Source organism: Pseudomonas brassicacearum, assembly GCF_918698105.1.
In the GTDB taxonomy this organism is placed as follows: Bacteria; Pseudomonadota; Gammaproteobacteria; order Pseudomonadales; family Pseudomonadaceae; genus Aquipseudomonas; species Aquipseudomonas brassicacearum_F.
On record NZ_CAKKMI010000036.1, the window covers coordinates 40046 to 63179 of the forward strand.

Consider the following 23134-nt stretch of genomic DNA (forward strand, 5'->3'; position numbering starts at 1 on the left):
CACGTCGATGTGTTGTGAAACTCATAAATCATTTCGACGGAGATTCTTCAAACCCACTGAAAGTAATTTTCGCGCACAGATAAAATTTGTCGCTGATGGACATCGCGACACGGCGTTGATGAAAATCCGGCGCAAGACTTTCATCGCTCTTGTGGCGAGGGAGCTTGCTCCCGCTGGGCTGCGAAGCGGCCCCAAACTCATCAACACAATCAACCAACGGCTGGCCGCCCCGCACTCAATTCCGTACCATTCGCACCTGCTTTTGCACCACTCCCCGGCAGCCGACTTTCCACCGGCGCCCACTCAGGTAAATCATGAAACCAGCACGTCTTCGCGCCGACGCCCTCGCCGGCCTCACCACTTCTTTCGCCTTGCTCCCCGAATGCATCGCCTTCGCCCTGGTGGCCCACCTCAATCCGCTGATGGGGCTCTACGGCGCGTTCATCATCTGCACGCTGACCGCATTGTTCGGCGGTCGGCCAGGCATGGTGTCGGGGGCGGCGGGGTCGATGGCCGTGGTCATCATCGCGCTGGTGGTGCAGCACGGCGTGCAATACCTGTTGGCGACCGTGCTGCTGGGCGGGTTGATCATGATGACGTTCGGGTTGTTGCGGCTGGGCAAGCTGGTGCGCATGGTCCCGCACCCTGTGATGCTCGGCTTCGTCAACGGCCTGGCGATTGTCATTGCGCTGGCCCAATTGGAGCATTTCAAGCAGGGTGAAACCTGGCTCAGCGGCGATCCGCTGTACCTGATGGCCGGCCTGGTAGCCCTGACCATGGCCATCGTCTACCTGCTGCCACGCCTGACCCGCAGCGTGCCACCGGCCCTGGTGGCGATCCTCGGTGTCGGCCTGGCGGTCTACCTGCTCGGCCTGCCCACCCGAACGCTGGGCGACATGGCCCATATCGCCGGCGGCTTGCCCGCCTTCGCCTGGCCCGAGCTTCCCTGGAACCTGGAGACCCTGCAGATCGTCGTGCCCTATGCGGTGATCATGGCGATGGTCGGTTTGCTGGAAACCCTGCTGACCCTGAACCTGACCGATGAAATCACCCAGAGCCGTGGTTATCCGGACCGTGAGTGCGTGGCGCTGGGCGCAGCCAACATCGCCTCCGGGCTGTTCGGCGGCATGGGCGGTTGCGCCATGATCGGCCAGACGGTGATCAACCTCAGCTCGGGTGGGCGCGGACGGTTATCGGGCGTGGTGGCCGGGGTGATGGTGTTGCTGTTCGTGTTGTTCCTGTCGCCGCTGATCGAGCGCATCCCGCTCGCTGCGCTGGTGGGCGTGATGTTCGTGGTTGCGCAGCAGACCTTCGCCTGGGCCTCGCTGCGGGTGATCAACAAGGTGCCGAAAAATGATGTGTTGGTAATCATCGCGGTGACCGTCATTACGGTGTTCACCGACCTGGCGGTGGCCGTGCTCTGCGGCATCGTCATCGCGGCGCTCAACTTCGCCTGGCAACAGGCCCGGGAGCTGTACGCCGACACGCATCAGGAAGCCGACGGCAGCAAACTCTATCGCCTGCACGGCACGCTGTTCTTCGCCTCGACGACGCCGTTCCTCAACCAGTTCGACCCGGCCAACGACCCGGCCCAGGTCACCCTGGACTGCCGGCATCTGAGCTTCGTCGACTACTCGGCCATCGCCGCACTCAAGACCTTGCGTGAACGCTACAGCAGAGCCGGCAAGCACCTGCGTGTGTTCCACCTGTCCGAGCGCTGCAAGCAAATGCTCAAGCGCGCGGGCGTGCACCACGACTGACGACATGCCGACACACACCCTGTGGGAGCGGGCTCGGTGGGAGCAAAGCTTGCTCGCGATAGCGGTCTGACATCAACTTATCTGTTTAATGTAACGACGTCATCGCGAGCAAGCTTTGCTCCCACCAAGCTCGCTCCCACATGTCCTATGATCTACTGATGGATCTCACACCATCCCATCAAGAATCCACTCCACCACCGACGTCCTTTTCGGCGTCCAACCCAGCAGCTCACGGGCGTTCTTGCCGCGTACACGGCTGTTGGAGCCCAGGCCATAATTGGCCATCTCATAACCCCACTCCGCTTCGGCATCGGCCAATGGCCAGTCCTGCGGTTCGCCCAGGTTCAACGCCCGGGCCATGGCGGTGGTCATGTCGATGAACGAGGCCTCGCCGCTTTCGACGAAGTAGAAGGTGCCCGGCTGGTTGCGGGTCAGGGCCAGTTTGTACAACTGGACCACGTCCTCGATGTGCACATTGGACCAGATGTTCTGTCCCGGCCCGACATGCCGCACCACGCCACTTTTAGCTGCCTGCTTGAGCAGGCGCGGCAGTTGCACGCTGTCACGCTTGACGCCCAGGCTGTGGCCGTAGATCAAGGTGTTGCAGATCACCGCGGAGTTCACGCCTTGCTTCGCCGCGTCCAGGACCAGGTTGTCGATGCCGACTCGGGCAGCCTTGTCGGCAGTGGGTGCCGGCCGGTCATTTTCGTAGTAGATGGCATCGCTGGAACGACCGCCCGACGCGTCGCCGACGATGCTCGAACCGCTGGTGTGCAGCAGCACTTTGTTCGAGTCCTTGAGCCCTTCGATCAACGCTTCGACCGCACCGCGGTGGTCGCTGCTGGCGGCATTGATCACCGCATCGGCGGCACGGGCCTGCTCGGTCAGCAGCGCGCCGTCTTCGAGGGTGCCGATAACCGGCTCGATGCCCAGCGCCGTCAGTTCGTTCGCCTGTTCGGCGCTGCGCACCAGACCGCTGACGTGATGCCCGGCGCGTACCAGGCCGGTGGCGATGGAACCGCCGATAAAACCGGCAGCGCCAGTGATGAATACGTTCATGGATAACTCCTTGGCAACATCAGTGATGGGACGAGTATCGAGGACTGGTCCTTGCCGAAACAGTCCACATTGCCCAAATCACTCTTGCGTTGAAGTCACGAATCAGCCCTTGAAATCCCGCGCGGCATAGCCGGCGAGCTTGTCCTGGATGAAGTCCAGGAAGCACTGGATCCGCAAGGCCAGTTGCGAGTTGCGGTAGTACACGGCATTGATCGGCTGGCGATATCCGCTGTTGGCATCGGCCAGCAGCACTTTCAGCCGCCCGGCACGGATGTCTTCGCGGGTCATGAAGTCCGACAGGCAGGCAATGCCCTGCCCCTGCAGCGCCAAGTGGCGCACGGTCTCGCCGCTGGACGCGCTGATGGCTGGCTGGATCGGCCAACGATCACCGTGTACGTGGCGCAGCGGCCACTGGTTGAGGCCCTCATTCTGGGCAAACCCCAGCAGCGCGTGGCCTGCCAGCTCGGCGACGCTTGATGGCGTGCCGTGCTGCTTCAGATAAGCGGGGCTGGCCAGGATGTGCAACGGGCTGCAACCCAGGGCCCGAGCGTGAAGCGTCGAGTCGGTGAGGGTGCCGATGCGGATGGCGATGTCGGTGCTTTGCTCCAGCAGGTCGATGATCAGGTCGTTGCTGTTGAGTTCGAGCTGGATGTCCGGGTAGAGCCGGCGGAATTCTTCGATGTGCGGGACGATGGCGTGCAGCATGAACGGCGAGGCCGCGTTGATCCGTAACCGACCGGCCGGGTTTTTCTGGCGGGATGACAGGCGCTCTTCCAGCTCATCCATCTGGTCGAGGATGCCTTTGGCGTGCTCGAAGAAATACTTGCCTTCCTCGGTCAGGTCCATGCGCCGCGTGGTGCGGTTGATCAGCGTGGTGTCGAGCTTGGCCTCCAGCCGCGACAACGTGCGGCTGACCGCCGAAGGCGTCTGTCCGACCTGCTCGGCGGCGGCGGAGATGGATCCGCATTCGATCACGCAGACGAAAATCTGCAATTCGTCGGATCTGGCTTTCACAAACATCCTCTCGTGGAATGCACACTCAATGTGATGAAGATGCCGTTGTGGCGAGGGAGCTTGCTCCCGCTCGGCCGGGCTAGCGCTCCAGCGCGCAGCGACCGCTTTTTTTGGGGGCTGCTACGCAGCCCAGCGGGAGCAAGCTCCCTCGCCACAAAAGCGCGCTCGCCTTGGGTACAGGATTGCTTTCGGGTAATTCCCGATAGTAGCCAGATTACCGCGAAAGGCCGAACACCTCGCGCAAATGCTGTTCATACCGCGCCACATCTTCTTCGATGTTCGGGCGCTTCATCACGTCCACGCACAGGAAGGTTGGCAGGCCGGTCATGCCGAGGAATTGGTTGGCCTTGTGAAACGGGAAGTACACCGCGTCCACGCCCTTGGCCTCGAAGAAGTCGGTCGGGTCGTCGAAGGCTTGCTGCGGGGCGTTCCAGGTCAGGGACAACATGTACTGCTTACCCTGGATCAGGCCGCCGCTGCCATATTTCTGCGAGGCATCGGAACGGGTCCGGCCGTCGCTGGCGTAGAGGCTGCCGTGGCCTTCGGTGAAGACTTCGTCGATGTATTTCTTCACGGTCCAGGGCGCGCCCATCCACCAACCCGGCATCTGGTAAATGATCACGTCGGCCCAGAGGAACTTGGCGACTTCCTCCTTGATGTCGTAGCCGCCGTCGATGAAGGTGGTTTTCACATCAAAACCACCACGGTCCAACACGCTGAGCGCCGTGTCGTTGAGGGTGGCGTTGTAGCGACCGTCGGAGTGAGCGAATTGTTTGCCGCCATTGAGCAACAGGATTTTTTTCATGGGGAGCCTCATCGGGTTCCACAGCGTGAGCCGTTGGCTGGCCGCTGTATGGGAAGGTTGAAAATGATGGCGGCAGAGTACCGACGAGCTTCGCGCGGAATAAGCATCGCAACGGCAAAATTGATTTGACCAATACGCAAGAATGGAGGGCCGATTGTTACCGTAAACTCCGACACCTCTTTCATTTCAAGAGGCCATTTCGATGAGCAAACTGCACGGTTTCATCCTGCACGCCAAGACCCGTCCGGAAAAAGCCGAAGCCTTCGAAGCGCTGTTTCGCGCCTACGTCGAGCCAAGCCGTGCCGAGCCCGGCTGCATCGAATATCACATGCTGCGAGACCAGCAGGATCCGACGCTGTTTATCTTCTATGAGATCTGGGCCTCCCAGGCGCACCTGGAGGTGCACTCGAACCTGCCGCACATGAAAGCGTTCTTCGAACAACGCATGGAGTATCTGGAGCGCGACTTCGAAATCCGCCGCGTCGACATGCTCAGCCCGTCCTCGGCTAGCCGCTGACCAGCAGATGGCCGCCGAGCACGCCGAGGCCGATGAAAAATACCCGCTTGAACAACACAGCGCTGATCCGCTGGCGCAACCATTGCCCCAGCCACATCCCCAGCAGCGCTGGCGCCAGCGCCAGCAGCGAAGCGCTCAATTCCCCCCCGCCCAGCTCGCCACGCCACAACAGGCCGGCGGCCAGGGCCAGGGTAGAAACGGTGAATGACAGGCCCAGGGCCTGGACCAGCTCGTCCTTGCTCAAGCCCAGCGCTTGCAGATAGGGCACCGCCGGAATGACGAATACGCCGGTGGCGCAAGTGATGAGGCCGGTGAGCAGCCCGCAGAGCGGAGCGATCCACGGCTCGACACGGGCACCGACCCGCAGCGTTGGCAGCAACAGCCCGCTCAGCGCATACAGCACCAGCGCCGCGCCCAACGCCCGCACCACCCAGGCCCCGCCCATCATGCCGAGCCACAGCGTACCCAGCCCGGTGCCAATGAAAATCGCCAGCAACAACGGCCACAAACGCCTGAGCAGGGCTTGCAGATGGCCGCCAAACGCCAGCTGCCAGAGATTGGTCAGCGTCGCCGGGATGATGAGCAGCGCCGCTGCCTGCGCCGGGGCCATAGCCAGACCAAGCAAGCCCATGGAGATGGTTGGCAGGCCGAGGCCGATCACACCCTTGATGGTGCCGGCCAGCAGGAAGGTGCCGATAACCAGCAGGGAAAGGGCCAGGCCGAGGTTTTGATAGAAAGCGATGGGTGTGTCCATGGGGGTATCGTGCGCCCCGGGACTTGGCTTGAAAATCTGCCATATACTGAGGCTGCCTCTCTTGCGGCAAGAGGCTGTGAATTCGCTGATGCGGCCGACGCCATCGCGAGCAGGCTCGCTCCCACAGTTGAAATGCAATCCCATGTGGGAGCGAGCCTGCTCGCGATGACGATAAACCAAGCGCCACAGCACTTGAGACAGGATCCCCGCCCATGCACTTCGACCTCACCGACCTGCGCCTCTACCTGAACATCCTCGACACCGGCAACATCACCGCCGGTGCAGCCCGCAGCCATTTGTCCCTGGCCGCGGCCAGCGCACGAGTGCGAGCCATGGAAGCCTCCTTGGGCATCGACCTGCTTGAGCGCGGGCGGCGTGGTGTAACGCCCACTCCCGCGGGCAAAGCCCTGGCCGAGCACGCCCGGGTCCTGCTGCAACAGGCCGAACGCCTGCGACAGGACCTGGCCGAATACGCCAAGGGTGTCAAAGGCCGGGTGCGGCTGCTGTGCAACACCAGCGCCATGACCGAATACCTGCCCGAGCTGCTGGCCGGCTTTCTCCAGGCCCATCCCAACCTCGACATTGACCTGCAGGAACTGCCTAGCTCACGGATCACTCACGCGCTGCGCCAAGGCGCGGCAGACCTGGGGATCGTTTCCGACGCAGTGGACACCGAGGGCCTTCAGGCCTGGCCTTTTCGCGATGATCCGCTGGTATTGATCCTACCGACCGGACACCCCCTGGCTGACGGACGCGTCGTACGTTTCAGCGAGACCCTCAGCCACGATTATGTCGGCCTGAACGCATCCAGCGCCTTGGCGATCCACTTGGAAGAGCAGGCCCTGCACATCGGCTCACGCATGCAAGTGCGCATTCGCACCGAGGGTTTCGACGGGATGATTCGCATGGTGGCCCATGGCGCAGGCATTGCCATCGTGCCGAAGGCTGCCATCGACCGGCGCCCACCCGAGCCTTCGTATCAATGTGTCCCGCTGCAAGAAGCCTGGGCGCACCGGGCGTTACTGCTGTGCGCCCGCCACTTCGACGGTTTGCCGGCCTACGCCACGGCCCTGGCTCGGCATCTGGCCGATTGATGCGCGCTTCTGGATAGCCCGGTGTCGACCACAGACATCTACCCGCTCATGCCGCGCGTTAGGGTGCCTGTTCTCTTCTGCCCCTTTCGGAGCTCACATGACCGCACCCATCACCGTCCTGCGCGACACCCATCCGCTGCCCGTACTCGATGCCTGCAAATGGGAAAAACTCGAAGGCGACCCGCACACCGTCAACCTCAACGCCTACACCAGCGATGACGGCAGCAAGATCATGGGCACCTGGATCTGCACACCCGGCAAATGGTATGTGGAATACGTGAAGTGGGAGTACTGCCACTTCCAGGAAGGCTATTGCATCATCACCCCTGAGGGCATGGAGCCGATCCATCTGCGCGCCGGTGACATCTTCGTCGTCGAGCCAGGCATGAAAGGCACGTGGGAAGTGGTCGAGACCGTGCGCAAGTATTTCGTCTTTGCCTGAAACAAAAAACTGAGAGACCACCCGACATGGTCTCTCGGAAAACAACTTTCTAGATTGCACCGCCTCTGTGGCGAGGCAGACATCAGTGGGAGCAAGGCTTGCCCGCGATGTAGGCACCTCGTTCCCTCAGAGACCGCATCGCCTGTAATCGCGGGCAAGCCTTGCTCCCACAGATAAATCCCCTCGCCACAAAAGCTTCAGAGCACAGCAGGTTCTACTGCGGCTTGCGATAGCTGTTCACAATCGCCGAAAAGTCCTTGCCGCCCTCGCCCCGCTGGCTCATCGCCTGGTACAACTGCTGCGCCACCGCCCCCAGCACCACGGGCTGATGGGCCTGCCGTGCGGCTTCGGTCGCCAAGCCCAGGTCCTTGAGCATCAGGTCGGCGCCAAAGCCCCCCGTGTAGCCACGGGACGCCGGTGCCGTTTCGATCACTCCTGGCCACGGGTTGTAGGTGTCCGAACTCCAGCAACGGCCCGTCGAGCTGTTGATGATGCCGGCCAACACCTGGGTGTCGATTCCCAAAGCATCGCCCAACGCCATGGCTTCGCTGACGCCCACCATGGAAATCCCCAGCAACAGGTTGTTGCAGATCTTGGCGATCTGCCCGGTGCCGACTTCACCACAGTGCACGATGTTACGGCCCATCTGCGCCAGCACCGGATGCAAGGTGGCGAACAACTCGGCCGTGGCGCCGACCATGAAGGTCAACGTGCCCGCCGCCGCACCACCGGTGCCGCCCGAGACCGGCGCATCGGCCATCGCCACCCCTTGTTTCGCCGCGGCAGCCGCCACGTCGCGAGCGGTTTGTGGATCGATGGTGCTGCAATCCACCGCCGGTGTGCCGGCGGCGATACCGGCCAGCACGCCGTCCTCACCCAGCCAGACACTGCGCACATGGGCGGCGGCCGGCAGCATGGTGATCACCAGAGCAGCGCCCTGGGCCGCGTCGCGCGGCGAGGCGCTGATCGTGCCGCCCAACGCCGCCAGTTCAGCCAGCACCGTCTGGTTCAGGTCGAACAGGTTCAGCGAATGGCCAGCCTTGAGCAGGTTGCGCGCCATGGGGGCGCCCATGTTGCCCAAGCCGATAAATGCGATGTTCATGTCCGGCTCCTTAACGCAAATTGATGGTGGTGTTCACACCGTCATTGACGCTGTCATCATCAAACCAGCGCGCGGTCACGGTCTTGGTCTGAGTGTAGAACTGCACCACTTGTTTGCCGTACGGACCGAGGTCGCCGAGTTTCGAACCGCGGGAACCGGTAAAGCTGAAGAACGGCACCGGCACCGGGATCGGGATGTTGATGCCCACCTGGCCGACGTCGATTTCGCTCTGGAATTTGCGCGCCGCCGCACCGCTCTGGGTGAACAGGCCAGTGCCGTTGCCGAATGGATTGGCGTTGACCAGGGCAATCGCCTGATCCAGGGTGTCGACTTCCAGCACCACCAGCACCGGGCCGAAGATTTCTTCGGTGTAGATGCGCATGTCGGTGGTCACGCCGGAAAACAAGGTCGGGCCAACGAAATTGCCCTGCTCGAAACCCGGCACGCTGATGCCGCGGCCATCGAGCTCCAGCTTCGCCCCTTGCTGCACGCCACTCTCGATCAATTCGAGGATCCGTGCCTTGGCGCGCTTGGAAATCACCGGGCCGACGTCAGTGCCCGGCTCGCTGCCGGCATTGACCTTGAGCTTCTGTGCCAGGGCCTTGAGCTCCGGCAACCACTGCTTGGCCGCGCCCACCAGCACCACCACGGAAGTGGCCATGCAACGCTGGCCCGCCGCGCCGAAACCGGCGCCGACCAAGGCGTTGAGGGTCTGCTCACGATTGGCGTCGGGCAACACCACTGCGTGGTTCTTGGCACCCATCATCGACTGCACGCGCTTGCCGTGACGACCCGCCAGGTCATACACGTGGGTGCCGACCGCCGTCGAACCGACGAAGGAAACCGCCTTGATGTCCTTGTGGGTGCAGAGCGCATCCACCACGTCCTTGCCACCGTGCACCACATTGAGCACACCCGCCGGCACGCCGGCCTCGATGGCCAGCTCCACCAGAAGCATGGTCGACAGCGGGTCCTGTTCCGACGGCTTGAGCACAAAGGTGTTGCCGCAGGCGATGGCCATCGGGAACATCCACAGCGGAATCATCGCCGGGAAGTTGAACGGGGTAATGCCCGCACACACACCGATCGGCTGGCGCAGCGTGTAGGTGTCAACGCCACCGGCGACGTTCTCGGCGAACTCGCCCATCTGCAGGGTGCCGATGGAACAGGCATGCTCGACCACTTCCAGGCCACGGAAAATATCGCCCTCGGCATCTGCGATGGTCTTGCCCTGTTCGGCGCTGAGCACCGCGGCGATGCGCTTGGAATGCTCGCGGATCAACGCCTGGAGCTTGAGCATGATGCGCATCCGCGCACCGATGGGCGTCAGTTTCCAGGTCTGGAAAGCACGCTGGGCAGCGGCGATGGCGGCATCGACTTCCGAGGCCGTGGCGAACGGCACCTTCGCCAACACTTGCTGGGTGGCCGGGTTGACGATGTCGTGCCATTCGCTGGACTGGGATTCAACCCACTCGCCATCGATCAACAGTCTGACGGTTTGCAGGGTGGTGTCGCTGGGCGTAAGGGAAACGTTCATGCTGGCCTCCGGGATTGTTCTTATAGAGAGCGCTGGGACCAAGGTGCATAGACACCTTTGGTGATGAGACGGTTTTTGGAGTATAGATGTGCAAACTTCTAATAAGAACGCACATAAAAACCGGTCCAACATGCAAAAAAACATCACCTCCCTGGGGTCGCTGAATTGGGACGACCTCAAGTTTTTCCTCGAAGTGGCCCGCACCCGCAAGGCCAGCACGGCCGCCAAGCGCCTGGCCGTCGACTACACCACGGTGTCGCGACGCATCAGCTCGCTGGAAGCCTCGTTGGGCACGCTGCTGTTCGAGAAATCCCGGACCAACGGTTTTGTCCTGACGGCCGAAGGCCAGCGCCTGCTGGGTTACGCCGAGTCGATCGAAAGCACTCTGCACATGGCCTGCGAACAGGTTTCAGGCTCTGGCGTCGCACTGTCCGGCCACGTGCGCATGGGCTGCACCGAAGGCTTCGGCAGCTTCTTCATCACCCCGCAACTGAGCCACTTCGTCGACGCCTACCCGGCCATTTCGGTAGATATCCTCCCGCTGCCGCACTTCATCAGCCTCTCCAAGCGCGAAGCCGACATCGTCATCGCCCTCGAACGCCCCGAACATGGCCCGTACGTGTGCTGCAAATTGTGCGACTACCGGTTGCAGCTCTATGCCACCCAGCAATACCTGGACAATCACCCGCCCATCCAGCGCCCGGCCGACCTGGGCCAGCACTCATTCATCAGCTACGTGGATGACCTGGCGTTCAGTTCCGAATTGCTCTACCTGGCCAACGTCCTGCCGGGCGCCAACGCCCACCTGCGCAGCACCAGCGTGATCGCGCAATTCGTGGCAGCGCAGCAAGGCCGCTCGCTGGCAATCCTGCCCTGCTTCCTCGCCGCCCAGGACCCACGGCTGTTGCCGGTGCTGCCGGAGGACATCACCGTCACCCGGCAGTTCTGGATGTACTGCCGGGAGGACTTGAGGAAGCTGAAGCGGATTACGTTGTTGTGGGATTACATCCGCGAAGTGACCGAACAGAACCAGCCACTGCTGATGGGCGACAGTCGGGAGGTGGTGTTCGCCGACTAGTCGGCGATGACCACGATGGCGACACGACGGTTTTCGGTGCGGCCCTCGACCGTGTCGTTGGAGGCGACCGGATTGCTGCTGCCCAGGCCGCGCAGTTGGACGTTCTCTTCGCGCATGCCGACGCTTGTCAGCACCTTGCTCACGCTGACGGCCCGGCGCATCGACAGTTGTTCGTTGTAGGCCTGGGAGCCCGATGCGTCGGTATGTCCGTCGATCCGCACCCGCTCGATTCCGGCTCCCAGCAGCGCCTTGCCAATTCGCTCGACGATCTCGGTGCTGGCTGGGTTAAGGCTTTCCACGTCGCTGCCGAACAGTACCTTGCCTGATAAACCAAAAGCCCAACCTTCGTCAGTCAATTTGAAGCCTTGCTCCTTGAGTACGGCAATTTGCGCAGGACTCAGTCCTTTTTGCGGCGCGGTCTGGCATCCGGTAAGGGCCAGCACAGCCATGAACAAATACGCGATGAACCGTAGCAGTGAAGTTTGAGGATATAAACGCACGAGTCAGCTCCTGGTTTGAAGATCAGCGACGGAGTGATCCGACTCCGCCGTATGTTGTCCGCCTCGGGTGAGGCGTTTGGCTTGGTACATCGCCGCATCGGCGGCATGGAGAAGGGTGCCCGGTGTGGCACCGTCGTCGGGGTAAACGGCAATGCCGATACTGAGGGACGTCAGCACTGAAGCATTGCCGGGCAATTGAATCGGCATTTCCATGCTGGCGATGATTTTTTCAGCGATCCGCTCGGCGTCCTCGGCCTTGTGCAGGGGGGCCAGCAGCACGGCAAATTCATCGCCTCCCAGGCGCGCGACCAAGTCGTCTTCACGCAACTGGGCCCGGACCCGGGTTGCCACGGCCGTCAGCACCGCGTCACCGGCGGCATGACCAAAATTGTCGTTGATGCCCTTGAACCGGTCGCTGTCCAGGTACAACACGGCCACTTGCTCGTTGAGCTTGCTGGCGTTGCGCAAGGCACGGATCAGCCGGCCCTCGAAAAACGCCCGGTTCGGCAAGCCGGTCAAGCTGTCGTGGCTGGCCTGGTGTGCCAGGGTTTCGTTTTCGCTTTGCAGGTGGGTCTGCCAGGACTCCAGTTCGTCGAGCAGTGCATTGAAGTCATTGGCCAGGTTATCCAGCTCGGCGATAGCGGCCGGCGGCACGCGCCGGTCCAGGACCCGCTCGCTGCGTGCCGCGTGGGCCACGTCGGCCAGGCTGCGCAGCGGTCCGGTGATCGCCCGCAGCTGACGCCGCGCCAGGTACAACGCCACCCAGGCACTCACCGCCGTGCACAGAATGATCCCGGCCAGACCGCTGAGCAAAAAACGCAACAGGCTGCCACCATGCCCCGCCAATAGAATGCTGCCGATGTTCCGCCCTTGATGAACGATCGGCAGGTTGATGGGCTTTTCCAAAAACGCCTTCGCAATGTGCATTTCCAGTTCCGACAACAGACCGGTATCCGGGCGTTGCCAGCGCGCCAACAGGCGGCCGTGCTCATTGAACACTTGGGCATCGGCGACCTCCTCGGTGGAGGCAATCAACGCCAGCGCCTCGGTGGCCGCCGCCGCGTCATCGAACACCACGGCCGCTTCCACGGTGTAGTTGATCGAGCGAGCGATCAGGTGCAGGTTGTGATCGGCGTAGACCCGCAGCGCAAGCACACCCAGCAGCGTCAGGGAAACACTGGCCATGGTGATCGCCACCAACGCGACAATCAGATGGCCGCGCCCGATGACCGCGCCCAGGGTGGGACGGATCCGCGATTTGGACAGGCTCATGGGACTGCCGGCCTGCGACGGGAAAGCTGCAGAACGCTCGGATGGATACGCACGCCACTGCGCGCTACCGAGTCAAGGTTGACCTCGAACGATACTTGCTCATCACCGACCCGCAGACAGAACAGGCTACCCACGGTGCACTGGTCACCGCCTTCGCTGATGCTCAACACAGGCTTGCCTATCAGGGAATCAAACAGACGGGTGCGCTCGTCGCTGGTCAGCCTGCCGATGTAGACGGCGTTGCAGTCCGTGGCGATGTCGGGGTGATCGGCCAGCAATCGCTGCACGGTCACCGGTCGACCGGTGGCCTGGGTGGTGCCTTTGACCAGGTCGTCGGTGTACTGAGTCGGGCCGACGATGCACAGTTGCAACTGCGCAGGCTCCACGGGCCAGCGAGCGTAGCTGAGAATGCCCAAGACAACTTGAGTGACCGACTCGGCCCGCTGCTCAGCGCGGCTCGTGGAGGGCGGGTCTTCGGCAAGCACCGCAGGCGACAGCAGCCACAGAAAACCGGCAAGCAGATAATGCCCCCAGTCCTTGCTGCGCACAGTCTCCCGAACCGCCACTTTCATGGAAAATCTCTTTGGTAATACGATAAGTGTCGGAACGATAGCACAGTGCCAAAAAGCCAGCGAGCTGGCGCCCTACGGACATATCTGACAGAAAACAGTCAAAATCGTGACCCTGGCATTGAATCACGAAAGCTGATCATTCAGTCATCACGCTCCAACTCCAGCATCAGCCCGCTCAAGCGCTTGACCTTGCGCCGCACCGCTTCCTCGAATACCCCCGCGCGCGGCTCTATCAGGCTGAACCATTGCTTGCCCCGGGTAATGGCGGTGTACACCAACTCCTTGGTCAATACCGGGTTGAGCGCATCCGGGAGGATCAACGCGGTATGGGTGAATTCCGAGCCTTGGGATTTGTGCACCGTCATGGCATACACGGTTTCCACATCATTCAGGCGGCTGGGCAGGACGAAACGCACACCGCCCTGGCCGTCGTTGCGCGGGAAAGCAACCCGCAGAACCTGTTTGCCCGCATCCGGGCCGTCTCGCTCAGGCAACTTGAGGGCGATACCGATATCGCCGTTCATCAGCCCCAGTCCATAGTCGTTGCGGGTCATCAGCACCGGGCGCCCTTCGTACCACTGATGATCGCTATCGATAAGGCGGGCCTTGAGCAATGCGGCGGTGATTCGCAGGTTCAGTCCTTCGACGCCCCACGGACCTTTGCGCACCGCGCAAAGCAATTGGAATTCGTCGAAGGCCGCCAGGACTTCCCGGGCCCAATCGGCCCAGCAACGGTCTTGCAGCGGGTGAGAAATGGCCGGGCGTTGCTGCCGTAGCAGGCTCAGGTAATGCCGATAACCCTGGGGCCCTTCTGGCTTGCCGTCGAGCAACAGTTTTTCCAGCTGCGTATCGTGTTCACTCGTTAATTTCAGGGAAGACAGATCGGCATGCTGCCCTTGCTCCAGCAACTGACGGGCTTTTTCAGGCTGCTGCTGGTTGACCCAGCGAGCCAGCTGACCGATCCCGCTGCCTTCGCCGAAGCGCCGGGAATGCCTGAGCATGACCACTTGCTGTGCCAGGGGATGAGTGCCGTCGAGGTCCTGTTGCAGGTCACTGGCCGCCAGGTTTTCACCACTGACCGACTCAAGCCAGGCTCGGGTCCGGGGGCTGTACCAGCCGTCCTCGGCGTCTCGACACAAATCCCCGAGCACCGCACCGGCCTCTACAGAGGCCAGCTGGTCCTTGTCCCCCAGCAACACCAACCGTGCATGGGCCGGCAGTGCATCCAGCAGATTGGCCATCATCTCCAGGTCGATCATCGAGGCTTCATCGACCACTAGCACATCCAGTGGCAAGCGATTGCCTGCATGGTGGCGAAAATGCCGGGTGCCAGGGCGGCTGCCCAGCAAACGATGGACTGTCGTGACGTCGCAAGGAATGCGTTCGCGCACAGCGTCGTCCACATCCAGGGTCCGGACCTGCTGGCTGATGGACTCGGTCAGGCGCGCCGCCGCCTTGCCAGTGGGCGCTGCCAGTCGAATCCGCAGCGGCTTCCCGGCCTCGACGGCCGGAGCCTGCAACAACGCCAGCAGGCGCACAACGGTGGTGGTCTTGCCGGTGCCCGGGCCGCCGGTCACGATGCTGAACGCCCCGCGAGTCGCCAGCGCGCAGGCCAGTTTCTGCCAATCGATCGGGCCGCTGGCGTTGGCCGGCCCGAACAGCCCGTCCAAACGCTCGCGCAGGTCGCCGGGCGCCACTTCATGCTCGATAAGCCGTTGACGCAACGCCTCGTCAATCCGCCGTTCATAACTCCAGTAGCGGCGCAGATAAAGACGTTTGCCAGACAGCACCAACGGACGTTGCTGCGCCTCTTCGCTCCCATCCACGGCCAGGGCCACCAGGCGACTGGACGCCAGGGCCTTGCACCAATGGACGCCGTCCAGTGTCGCCAATATTTGCGATGGCAATAGCATCACGCCCGTCTGCAGGTCGCCCTCGGGAGGCAGCGACAGCGCAAAATCCGGCTCCTTGAGGGTCTCGAACACATCCAGGCAAACATGCCCGTGACCCAGTTGATGACTGGTCAACGCAGCGGCGAGCAGGACCAAAGGATCATCGTCGGGCGCCAGCTCATGGAGAAACGCCACGAATGCCTTGTCCAAGGCGCGCAACCAGCCGCGCTCGACCCAGCGCGTCAGTAACAACAGCAGGTCCTGCGCACGGCTCAAGGGCGCCAACTCCACCTGGCTTTCGTCGTCGGACGATTTGGGTAGCAGGTCGGCAAAAGAACGACTCATAGCAATTCTCCCTGTACCCATGCCGGTTCGGCCTTGGGTTCGGGCGCACCCTGGAACAGGCGATCCAGTTGTTCGATCAACGCCCGTGGCGGCTTGGTGAAATACACGCCCTGGCTGGTTGAGCGGGTGCCGCGAAGGAATAGGTAGAGCGCGCCGCCGACATGCCGGTCGTAGTCATAATCGGGAAGCCGCGCCTTGAGCTGGCGATGCAGGGCCAACAGGTACAGCACATATTGCAGGTCGTAGCGATGGTCCAGGATCGACTGTTCCATGGCCGGTACGGTGTAGGCCATGTCATCGACGCCCAGCCAGTTGGATTTGTAATCGGCCACGTAGTAGCGACCGTCGTGCTCGAACGTCAAATCGATGAAGCCCTTGAACATGCCGTTCAGCTGCACCGGCTCCGCCGCGACGCGAGCGACACCGCCATGGGTGAACCGGCAAACCAGCTGGTCGAGCTTTTGCACATCGACCTTGTGGCTGGCGAACCAGAACTCCATCTCCACCTGAAATCGGCTCAAGTTTTCGAGCACCACTGGCGCCTGGTCGTTGCCGACGTGCATGGGCATTTTGATCAAGTGCTGCAGCCAGTCGCTCAAGGTGGTGATCCAGCCTTTCCAGCCTCGGCGATTGCAGCGTCGAGCAATCGCATCCTCGATATCCGCTGGCGCCGATGAAAAACCCTCCCCCGCCGCCCATTCCAAGAGGCCATGCAGGAAAGTGCCGGGGCTGGGACCACGGGGAAAGCGGTGGATGTCGCCACCGACAGCGATAGTCTCCCTGGGAGCGTCCGGGTCCAGTCGCTCATCGTCGAACAGTTTCTGTGCTTGCGGATTCTCTGGCGCGGTATCGCTGCCTTCGCTCAGGCTTTCGCTGATGCGCAAGGCACTGTAGGACGCGATCCACCAGTTTTCGCTGGCTTTTCGCAAGGGCACCAAGGGTTCAAGCAACACGGCTTCGTTGCGCGGGGGCCGGTAATGCTCGTCGGTGGCTTCGGGCATTGGCTGGCAGCTCACTGCGTCACTGCCTTGTTGCAGGTCTTGCAACCAACCCCCCAGCTCCATCGATTCGGCCAGCGGTGCGCCCCCGCCCAATAGATACCCCAGCGCGGACACATGAAGGATCGAGCGGTTATTGCTGCCCCGCTTGAGATCCGCGACACCCAGCCAGCAGGCGTGTTGTGCACGGGTCAGTGCCACGTAGAGAAGCCGCAGATCCTCGGCCAGGCGCTCGTCATCGGCCTTGGCGATCAATTCGGCAGTGGGCTTGAGGCTGATCTGCGCCTTGTTGGCCTCATCGTGGTAATGCAATGGCAATCGACTGCCGTCTACCGGTTTCGTCGAGCAGATGAAGGGCAAGAAGACCAATGGATATTCGAGGCCCTTGGACTTGTGGATCGTGACCACCTTGACCAGTTGCTCATCGCTTTCCAGGCGCAGGATCTGCTCTTCTCCCGCCTGCCCGGACAAGGCCAGGTGCTCGGACAAATGCCGGATCAACGCTTGTTCGCCATCCAATTCACCGGCTGCCTGCTGCAATAGTTCACAAAGGTGCAACAAGTTGGTCAGCACCCGCTCGCCATCGCTGCGCGCCATCAAGGCCTGGGGCAGTTCGAAATCATGCAGCAAGCGCCGCAACATCGGCAGCACGCCCTGGCTGCGCCAGACCGTACGATAACCGCGGAACTGCATGACCCGGGCTTCCCAGGCCAACTCATCCTGATTGAGACGTTCCAGTTCCGTCAGCGACAGGTTCAACGTGATGCTGGCCAGGGCCGCCCGGAGCGGTCGTTCGGCATCCGGCTCGGCACAGGCCTTGAGCCAGATCAGCAGATCACGCGCTTCCTGCGAGGCAAAGACCGAATCCTTGTCGGACAGATAGACACTGCGCACGCCCCGCGCCGACAAGGCATCTCGCACCGCCTGGGCTTCTTTACCGTCGCGCACCAGGACCGCGATATCCGCCGGGCGCAACCCGCGCAGCGTTTCGCCATCGACCGTGAAGCCGTCGCGTCCCGACTGGCCGCCGTTGAGCAACGCCGTGATCTCACTGGCGCAAGCAGCCGCCATGGATTGTCGATACACCGCACCGGAAAGCGGTTGGTCCGACGACAGGTGCCAGATGTTCAGCGCCGCAACCGCCTGCCCTGCGACCTGCAAGGACTCCTTGCGCCCCTGGGATTCAACGGACAGGAACGGCACCGGGTTCTCGCCCGAAGGTTCACGGAACAGAAAGGCGCCACGCCCCTTCGGGCGGGACTCGGCATTCTGGAAAACATGGTTGACCGCACCGACCATGGCATGGCTGGAACGGAAATTCGTGCCCAGCGTGTGCAGCCTGCCAGCGGTGGCTTCGCGAGCGCGCAGGTAGGTATAGATGTCGGCACCGCGAAAAGCGTAGATCGCCTGCTTCGGATCGCCGATCAGGAAAAGTCCGGTCCCGGGGTCGTTGTCTTCGATGCGGTAGATGCTTTCGAAGATCCGGTATTGAACCGGGTCGGTGTCCTGGAACTCATCGATCAGCGCCACCGGAAACTGCTCGCGGATCAGGCTCGCCAGACGCTCGCCTCCGTCGGCCTGCAGGGCCGCGTCGAGGCGCAGCAGCATGTCATCGAAGCCCATCTCGGCGCGGCGACGCTTCTCTGCCTCGAAGCGCGCCCCGACCCATTGCGCAGCATGCTGCAGCACGGCGGCATCTGGTGTGGGCAACGCGTCCAGGCTGGCCTTGAGACCGGCCATGGCGTCCAGCCCAGGGTGGTTGGGCACTTCACCTTTCCAGGCTTCGGCCATGCCCTCGGGCGTCAACCGCGTGAACCCGCTGCCGATGTCCAACAGCTCAAGGCTTTCGTCATCGACCCAGGCTGTGATTTTCTGAAACCACGGTTCGAAGTAACGCGCCTGCATCTTGCGCCCGTCGACAGACTTGCTGGCAACGCCTTGCTGGCAGATCTCCAACAGTTCCACCGCCCATTGCCGCCACGGCGCCTTGAGATCGAGCAAGGAGGCACTGCGCTCCTGCAAGGCTGCGGCGATGAGTTCGGCAGGCTCAAGCCCGTCACCGTCGCCACGCTCGCTGGAAAACAAGCCTCGCACCCGCGGCAACAGCGCAGCAGGCCCCCCCCAATGGGTACGCACCCAGTTCAGCGCCTCGCCTTGCATCGAATAGCAGAACAATCGCCAATAATCGCGCAGCACCTCGCCCAGCAATTCGCTGTGGTCGGTTTCCAGGGTTTGGGTGAACAGGCTACCGCTGTCGAAGGCATGCTCGCGCAACATGCGCTGGCACCAACTGTGAATGGTCGAGACGGCCGCTTCGTCCATCCATTGTGCGGCGATGTCCAAACGATTTGCGCAGCCAGGCCATTGGTCAACGCTGAACTCATCGCGCAACGCGGCGATCAGCGAATCCGGCGCGGGAATTTCGTCACGAAAGAAACGCGCCGCTTCGGCCAGACGGGTTCGAATTCGTTCACGCAGCTCTTTGGTGGCAGCGTCCGTGAAGGTCACCACAAGGATCTGCGGTGGCAGCAACTCGCGGCCAAAACCGGACGCCGAACCGCCATGGCCCAGCACCAGGCGCAGGTACAGCGCCGAAATGGTAAAGGTCTTGCCGGTACCGGCGCTGGCCTCAATCAGTTGGCTGCCCCGTAATGGGAAGGCCAGGGCCAATGGTGTCTGTCGACTCATGAGCGGGCCTCCTCGCCGACCAATGAACGCCAAGGGGCCTCGAGCAACGGTCGGTAGAGTGCATCGCACCAATCGGGGAATGTTTCGTCAGCCATCAAGGCATCGAAATCAGCAAACTGTCGAGCCAACGCCGGACTTTCCCGTCGTTCGCCTTCAAACGTCTGCCCATCGCCTTCATAAGCTTTGCGAGCCGCCGCTTCGGCCTTGATCGGATCAGTCTGGCCGAGCCAGGCGAAAGCCGTCTTCACTGCAATCGGCAGAGGCTGGCGCATACCGGTTTGCCAAGCCTGCAGCATGTCGCCCAGCAGCCTTTGTGCGACAGGCTCTTCAAAAGGTGCCAGCAGCAAGCTGTCATCACTGGCCACAAGCGCCGTCGTCAACGACAAGCCATTAGCGCAGGCCACCAGATGGTTGACCCAGGGCCGTATCAGGCGATGCCACTTGCGGGTCTTGGTGGAGCCAATGCTGTTGGGGATGGCCGTGATGGCGAGGACCGCACCGTCGGAGCGCTGGTGCAGGCCACTGAGCCACCCTTCGACATTCACGCCTTGCAAGTGCAGGCTGACGGGCATGGCACTTGTCAGCGGCGTCGGCCATAACGCCAGGAGCTGTTGGTATCGCTGGAGCAGATCCGGCAGGGGTTCGATCAATTCACGCTGCATGCATTCACCGAACCCGGCCATGGGTAACAGGCCACTATTCTGCAGCCTTTTGGCGTGGGCGGTGAGGGCAAGGTCCGGCTGGTCCAGGCGTACCAGGGCGGCCTCGAGCAAGCTGTCACTCAGGCTGTAGCGTTGCAGCGCATCAAGCACAAAAGGTTCGTCATCAGCCAAGGGCGCTTCGATAGCCTCGAAGAACACTTTCAATCGCTGACTGAAGAAATGGCGGACAGGATTGCGCAGGAAATCCTGCAACTGCCCGAGGCCCAAGGGCTCCTCCTGGACATAGGGTTCCAGCACCTGGTTTTTATCGGTTTGATCGCAAGCGTCATGGAGCATCCGCCATTCGCTGGCGTAACTGAACAGCGCGTCTCCTTGATGGAAATAACGTGCACTGAACGGTTGCAACGGATGTTCCTCGGTCAGGGCATCAAGGAGAGACTTGCTGTCATCTGCCAACCGCCAGCCGCTGGCGAGATGATCGCGCAGCTGGCCGATCAACACCGATGCCGGGCGCTCACTGTTGTCGCGAATGCTGCGACCCACCCAACTGATGTAGAGCTTTTCCCGGGCAGAAAGCAGCGCTTCCAACAGCAGGTAACGGTCGTCCTCGCGGCGTGAACGATCGCCCGGACGATAATCGCCGCCCATCAGGTCGAAGTCCAAAGGCGGCTGGGCTCGCGGGTAATCACCGTCATTCATCCCAAGCAGGCACACCAGCTTGAAGGGGATCGCGCGCATCGGCATCAAGGTACAGAAGTTGACTGCGCCGGCCAGGAAACGCTGGGACAATCGCCCCTGATCCAATCCGGCCAACCACGCCTCACGCACCACCGTCAGCGGCAATTCATCGTGCAGCCCCACCGATTCACAGGTTTCCAGCCAGGTTTCACGCAAGTCTTCGAGCTGGGCCAGCAAATAGTCGTCATGCTCGTTGCTTGCCTGGAAAAACAGCTGCATCAGGTCTTGCAGGCGTGAACCCCATTGCTGTGGCGATGCCGGCCGGGTGAGCTCCTGATGGGCGACTTCCAGGGCATCCAGCAAAGCAACCAGGGGACCGATCAACGCCGCATCCAGGCCACCGATCTCGTCATAGGGCTCAATGCCCTCATAAGCGCTCGAACTGCCGACGGCATACCCCAGCAACATGCGACGCAAGCCGAAATGCCAGCTGTTCTGCTCAAGCTCGGCAGGCAGGCCCAAGCCGGCACGGTGTTCGGCGCTCATCCCCCAGCGAATGCCTGCCCCTTCGATCCAGCGGTGCAGTGTCGGCAGGTCGGCCTCATCGATGCCAAACCGTTCGCGCAACGCCGGAACATCCAACAGATCGAGGATTTCGCTGACCGGGAAACGACTGTCCGGCAGCTTGAGCAAATGTTCGACGGCGATCAGCAGGGGATCACGTCCACGCTGGCCCTGGTCGGTCAGCGTGAAGGGAATGAAACGCGGGTCGCTCCTGTCGAGCTGGCCGAATACTGCGCGAATGTGCGGGGCATAACTGTCGATGTCCGGGACCATGACGATGATATCCCGTGGGCGCAGGGTCGGATCCGCACTGAAGTGGGCCAGCAATTGGTCGTGAAGAATTTCGACTTCACGCTGGGCGCCATGGGCCACATGAAAACGGATCGAACCGTCTCGCGCCGTATCGACGACAGGCCAGTGTTCCCGGGTTTCATCCAGGGGGCGCAGCTCCAGGATGTCATCCTGCAACTGGCTGAGAAGGGTCGTGGGCGTTCCATCTGTAAACAGGTCGATGCGCCCATCGCGAAATACCGAGCGATAGCTGTTGGGGTCATCGTAGCTGTCGAGCAGGTTGATATAGTCGCGCCCTTGCTTGCCCCAGGCGGCCAATAACGGATGGGCATGTTGATGCAGGGTTTGCGGATCGAGGACGACGGGCATGCCCGCCTTGCGTGCCTGGCGCTTGTATTGGTGACGCAGCAAGTCCTTGTCGGCGACGATGTCCGCCCAATGATGGCGACACGGGTTATGCACGCAGAGCAGAACCTGGCTGAACCGGGAAAGGCCGGCGAGCGCCTCCAGGACCTGGGCAGGCAACGAAGAAATACCAAACACGATGACCCGTGCGGGCAGGCCTTTCGGAGCGACTTGCAGGCTGTTGATACGCTCGATATAGCGCTGATGAACGCCGGCACGGCTTTGCGCCATGCCTTGCTCCCCCACATCCAGCAACAAGGCTCGCCACAGTTCCGCTTGCCAGCAATTTGCCGGTGCGAGCGGTTTGATTTCGCCTCGGACATTTCGGGTCTGGTGTCGACCTTCCGCCCAGTCCTCAAGCCAGTCGGCCCGGTAGACCTGGTACTGGTCGAACAGATCGGCAAGACGCTCGGACAGTTGATAGCGTTTGCGCAAGTCGGTGTCGTGGGTCAGGAATCGTCGCAGAGGTTCGAAATGCGGCTGCTCGATCAACTGCGGTAGCAGGCGCATCAGGCGCCAGGTTAGCGGAGCCTTATCCAGCAGAGACTTGGCCGGAATTTCGTCGCGTCCCAGGACTGTTCGATAAAGTTGCCACATGAAACTGCCCGGCAGTTGCACATCAATGGCTGCTGCAATACCGCAGCCGCCGGAATCATCGTCTTGCGGGTCTTCAGCCAGCGCGAGCTTGAGCCATTGGGCGATGCCGTTGCTCTGTACCAGGGCGATTTCATTTTCAAGGGGGGCCAGCGGATAGCGCCGCATCAAGCTGATCACCAGGCTGCGCAATTCATCAAGGCGATTCCCGTGAACCACCATGAAAGCTGGGCTAAGGGACGTAGCGTCCGGCATGAAAGGCATCCTTGAAAATGCAAAAGCTAGGGGCAGAACCTTAGCACTGTCGGGGGGTTGTGACAGCCGGAAGCTGTCCGCGCTTGCCGTAAGAACTTTCCCGCGGACAAAACAAAACCCCTACCTGCATCAGCAGATAGGGGTTTCGGAATTTAATCTTGACGATGACCTACTCTCACATGGGGAAACCCCACACTACCATCGGCGATGCATCGTTTCACTGCTGAGTTCGGGATGGGATCAGGTGGTTCCAATG

Annotated in this window: 17 protein-coding genes and 1 rRNA gene; 5 read left to right on the forward strand and 13 right to left on the reverse strand. The window is 61.8% G+C overall.

Annotated features, from left to right (window positions below; genetic code table 11):
• The first annotated feature begins 314 nt into the window (after positions 1–314).
• A complete protein-coding gene (locus tag LQ215_RS15885; protein WP_230151255.1) occupies positions 315–1760 on the forward strand; it encodes a SulP family inorganic anion transporter in 1446 nt (481 codons plus the stop codon).
• Positions 1761–1925: 165 nt separating this feature from the next.
• On the opposite strand, the gene LQ215_RS15890 is transcribed toward LQ215_RS15885, so the two are convergent.
• From LQ215_RS15890 to LQ215_RS15900, 3 genes are all read right to left on the reverse strand, one after another.
• Complete coding sequence (locus LQ215_RS15890; protein WP_230151257.1) at positions 1926–2819, reverse strand: NAD-dependent epimerase/dehydratase family protein; 894 nt, start codon at positions 2817–2819, stop codon at positions 1926–1928.
• A 102-nt stretch (positions 2820–2921) separates the two neighbouring features.
• On the reverse strand, positions 2922–3833 hold the full coding sequence (locus tag LQ215_RS15895; protein ID WP_230151259.1) for a LysR family transcriptional regulator: 912 nt from the start codon (positions 3831–3833) through the stop codon (positions 2922–2924).
• Positions 3834–4047: 214 nt separating this feature from the next.
• On the reverse strand, positions 4048–4638 hold the full coding sequence (locus LQ215_RS15900; protein WP_230151261.1) for an NAD(P)H-dependent oxidoreductase: 591 nt from the start codon (positions 4636–4638) through the stop codon (positions 4048–4050).
• Positions 4639–4840: 202 nt separating this feature from the next.
• Between LQ215_RS15900 and LQ215_RS15905 the strand changes: the two genes are divergently transcribed.
• The gene (locus tag LQ215_RS15905) at positions 4841–5155 is read left to right on the forward strand and encodes a putative quinol monooxygenase (RefSeq protein ID WP_230151263.1); all 315 of its coding nucleotides are present in this window, start codon (positions 4841–4843) and stop codon (positions 5153–5155) included.
• On the opposite strand, the gene LQ215_RS15910 is transcribed toward LQ215_RS15905, so the two are convergent.
• Complete coding sequence (locus tag LQ215_RS15910; protein ID WP_230151264.1) at positions 5145–5909, reverse strand: sulfite exporter TauE/SafE family protein; 765 nt, start codon at positions 5907–5909, stop codon at positions 5145–5147. The genes LQ215_RS15905 and LQ215_RS15910 overlap by 11 nt on opposite strands.
• A gap of 212 nt (positions 5910–6121) precedes the next feature.
• Between LQ215_RS15910 and LQ215_RS15915 the strand changes: the two genes are divergently transcribed.
• Positions 6122–7003, forward strand: a complete 882-nt coding sequence (locus LQ215_RS15915) for a LysR family transcriptional regulator (RefSeq protein WP_230151266.1) — start codon at positions 6122–6124, stop codon at positions 7001–7003.
• Between the two features lie 97 nt (positions 7004–7100).
• Positions 7101–7445 carry a cupin domain-containing protein gene (locus LQ215_RS15920; protein WP_230151268.1) on the forward strand — a complete coding sequence of 115 codons (345 nt, stop codon included), beginning with the start codon at positions 7101–7103 and terminating at the stop codon, positions 7443–7445.
• Positions 7446–7659: 214 nt separating this feature from the next.
• Here LQ215_RS15920 and mmsB read toward each other — a convergent pair whose 3' ends face one another.
• Positions 7660–8547, reverse strand: coding sequence for a 3-hydroxyisobutyrate dehydrogenase (gene mmsB / locus LQ215_RS15925; RefSeq protein ID WP_230151269.1), 888 nt, complete (start codon positions 8545–8547; stop codon positions 7660–7662).
• A 10-nt stretch (positions 8548–8557) separates the two neighbouring features.
• Positions 8558–10084 (reverse strand): CoA-acylating methylmalonate-semialdehyde dehydrogenase, encoded by a 1527-nt coding sequence (locus tag LQ215_RS15930; protein ID WP_003197536.1) that lies wholly within the window; start codon positions 10082–10084, stop codon positions 8558–8560.
• A gap of 130 nt (positions 10085–10214) precedes the next feature.
• On the opposite strand from LQ215_RS15930, the gene LQ215_RS15935 reads away from it, so the two are divergent.
• Positions 10215–11162, forward strand: a complete 948-nt coding sequence (locus tag LQ215_RS15935; RefSeq protein WP_230151271.1) for a LysR family transcriptional regulator — start codon at positions 10215–10217, stop codon at positions 11160–11162.
• On the opposite strand, the gene LQ215_RS15940 is transcribed toward LQ215_RS15935, so the two are convergent.
• From LQ215_RS15940 to rrf, 7 genes are all read right to left on the reverse strand, one after another.
• Entirely contained in the window at positions 11159–11611 is a 453-nt protein-coding gene (locus tag LQ215_RS15940; RefSeq protein WP_230151286.1) for an OmpA family protein, read from the reverse strand. The two genes, LQ215_RS15935 and LQ215_RS15940, sit on opposite strands and share 4 nt — an antisense overlap.
• A gap of 54 nt (positions 11612–11665) precedes the next feature.
• Positions 11666–12934 (reverse strand): diguanylate cyclase domain-containing protein, encoded by a 1269-nt coding sequence (locus LQ215_RS15945; protein ID WP_230151272.1) that lies wholly within the window; start codon positions 12932–12934, stop codon positions 11666–11668.
• Positions 12931–13506 (reverse strand): YfiR family protein, encoded by a 576-nt coding sequence (locus LQ215_RS15950; protein ID WP_230151275.1) that lies wholly within the window; start codon positions 13504–13506, stop codon positions 12931–12933. The genes LQ215_RS15945 and LQ215_RS15950 overlap by 4 nt, the downstream gene beginning before the upstream one ends.
• Before the next feature lie 140 nt (positions 13507–13646).
• Positions 13647–15743 carry an exodeoxyribonuclease V subunit alpha gene (gene recD, locus LQ215_RS15955; protein WP_230151277.1) on the reverse strand — a complete coding sequence of 699 codons (2097 nt, stop codon included), beginning with the start codon at positions 15741–15743 and terminating at the stop codon, positions 13647–13649.
• A complete protein-coding gene (gene recB / locus LQ215_RS15960) occupies positions 15740–19429 on the reverse strand; it encodes an exodeoxyribonuclease V subunit beta (RefSeq protein ID WP_230151280.1) in 3690 nt (1229 codons plus the stop codon). Before recB ends, recD begins: the two co-directional genes overlap by 4 nt.
• Positions 19426–22878, reverse strand: coding sequence for an exodeoxyribonuclease V subunit gamma (recC, locus tag LQ215_RS15965; RefSeq protein ID WP_230151282.1), 3453 nt, complete (start codon positions 22876–22878; stop codon positions 19426–19428). Before recC ends, recB begins: the two co-directional genes overlap by 4 nt.
• A gap of 156 nt (positions 22879–23034) precedes the next feature.
• Positions 23035–23134: ribosomal RNA gene (gene rrf / locus LQ215_RS15970) — 5S ribosomal RNA — on the reverse strand; the annotation flags it as partial.

Coding starts and splice junctions, on each gene's coding strand:
- LQ215_RS15940 (WP_230151286.1), bottom strand. CDS start 11,611: ATGGCTGTGCTGGCCCTTACCGGATGCCAGACCGCGCCGCAAAAAGGA.
- LQ215_RS15890 (WP_230151257.1), bottom strand. CDS start 2,819: ATGAACGTATTCATCACTGGCGCTGCCGGTTTTATCGGCGGTTCCATC.
- LQ215_RS15920 (WP_230151268.1), top strand. CDS start 7,101: ATGACCGCACCCATCACCGTCCTGCGCGACACCCATCCGCTGCCCGTA.
- LQ215_RS15885 (WP_230151255.1), top strand. CDS start 315: ATGAAACCAGCACGTCTTCGCGCCGACGCCCTCGCCGGCCTCACCACT.
- recB (WP_230151280.1), bottom strand. CDS start 19,429: ATGAGTCGACAGACACCATTGGCCCTGGCCTTCCCATTACGGGGCAGC.
- LQ215_RS15915 (WP_230151266.1), top strand. CDS start 6,122: ATGCACTTCGACCTCACCGACCTGCGCCTCTACCTGAACATCCTCGAC.
- LQ215_RS15930 (WP_003197536.1), bottom strand. CDS start 10,084: ATGAACGTTTCCCTTACGCCCAGCGACACCACCCTGCAAACCGTCAGA.
- mmsB (WP_230151269.1), bottom strand. CDS start 8,547: ATGAACATCGCATTTATCGGCTTGGGCAACATGGGCGCCCCCATGGCG.
- recC (WP_230151282.1), bottom strand. CDS start 22,878: ATGCCGGACGCTACGTCCCTTAGCCCAGCTTTCATGGTGGTTCACGGG.
- LQ215_RS15905 (WP_230151263.1), top strand. CDS start 4,841: ATGAGCAAACTGCACGGTTTCATCCTGCACGCCAAGACCCGTCCGGAA.
- LQ215_RS15950 (WP_230151275.1), bottom strand. CDS start 13,506: ATGAAAGTGGCGGTTCGGGAGACTGTGCGCAGCAAGGACTGGGGGCAT.
- LQ215_RS15945 (WP_230151272.1), bottom strand. CDS start 12,934: ATGAGCCTGTCCAAATCGCGGATCCGTCCCACCCTGGGCGCGGTCATC.
- LQ215_RS15935 (WP_230151271.1), top strand. CDS start 10,215: ATGCAAAAAAACATCACCTCCCTGGGGTCGCTGAATTGGGACGACCTC.
- LQ215_RS15910 (WP_230151264.1), bottom strand. CDS start 5,909: ATGGACACACCCATCGCTTTCTATCAAAACCTCGGCCTGGCCCTTTCC.
- recD (WP_230151277.1), bottom strand. CDS start 15,743: ATGAGTCGTTCTTTTGCCGACCTGCTACCCAAATCGTCCGACGACGAA.
- LQ215_RS15900 (WP_230151261.1), bottom strand. CDS start 4,638: ATGAAAAAAATCCTGTTGCTCAATGGCGGCAAACAATTCGCTCACTCC.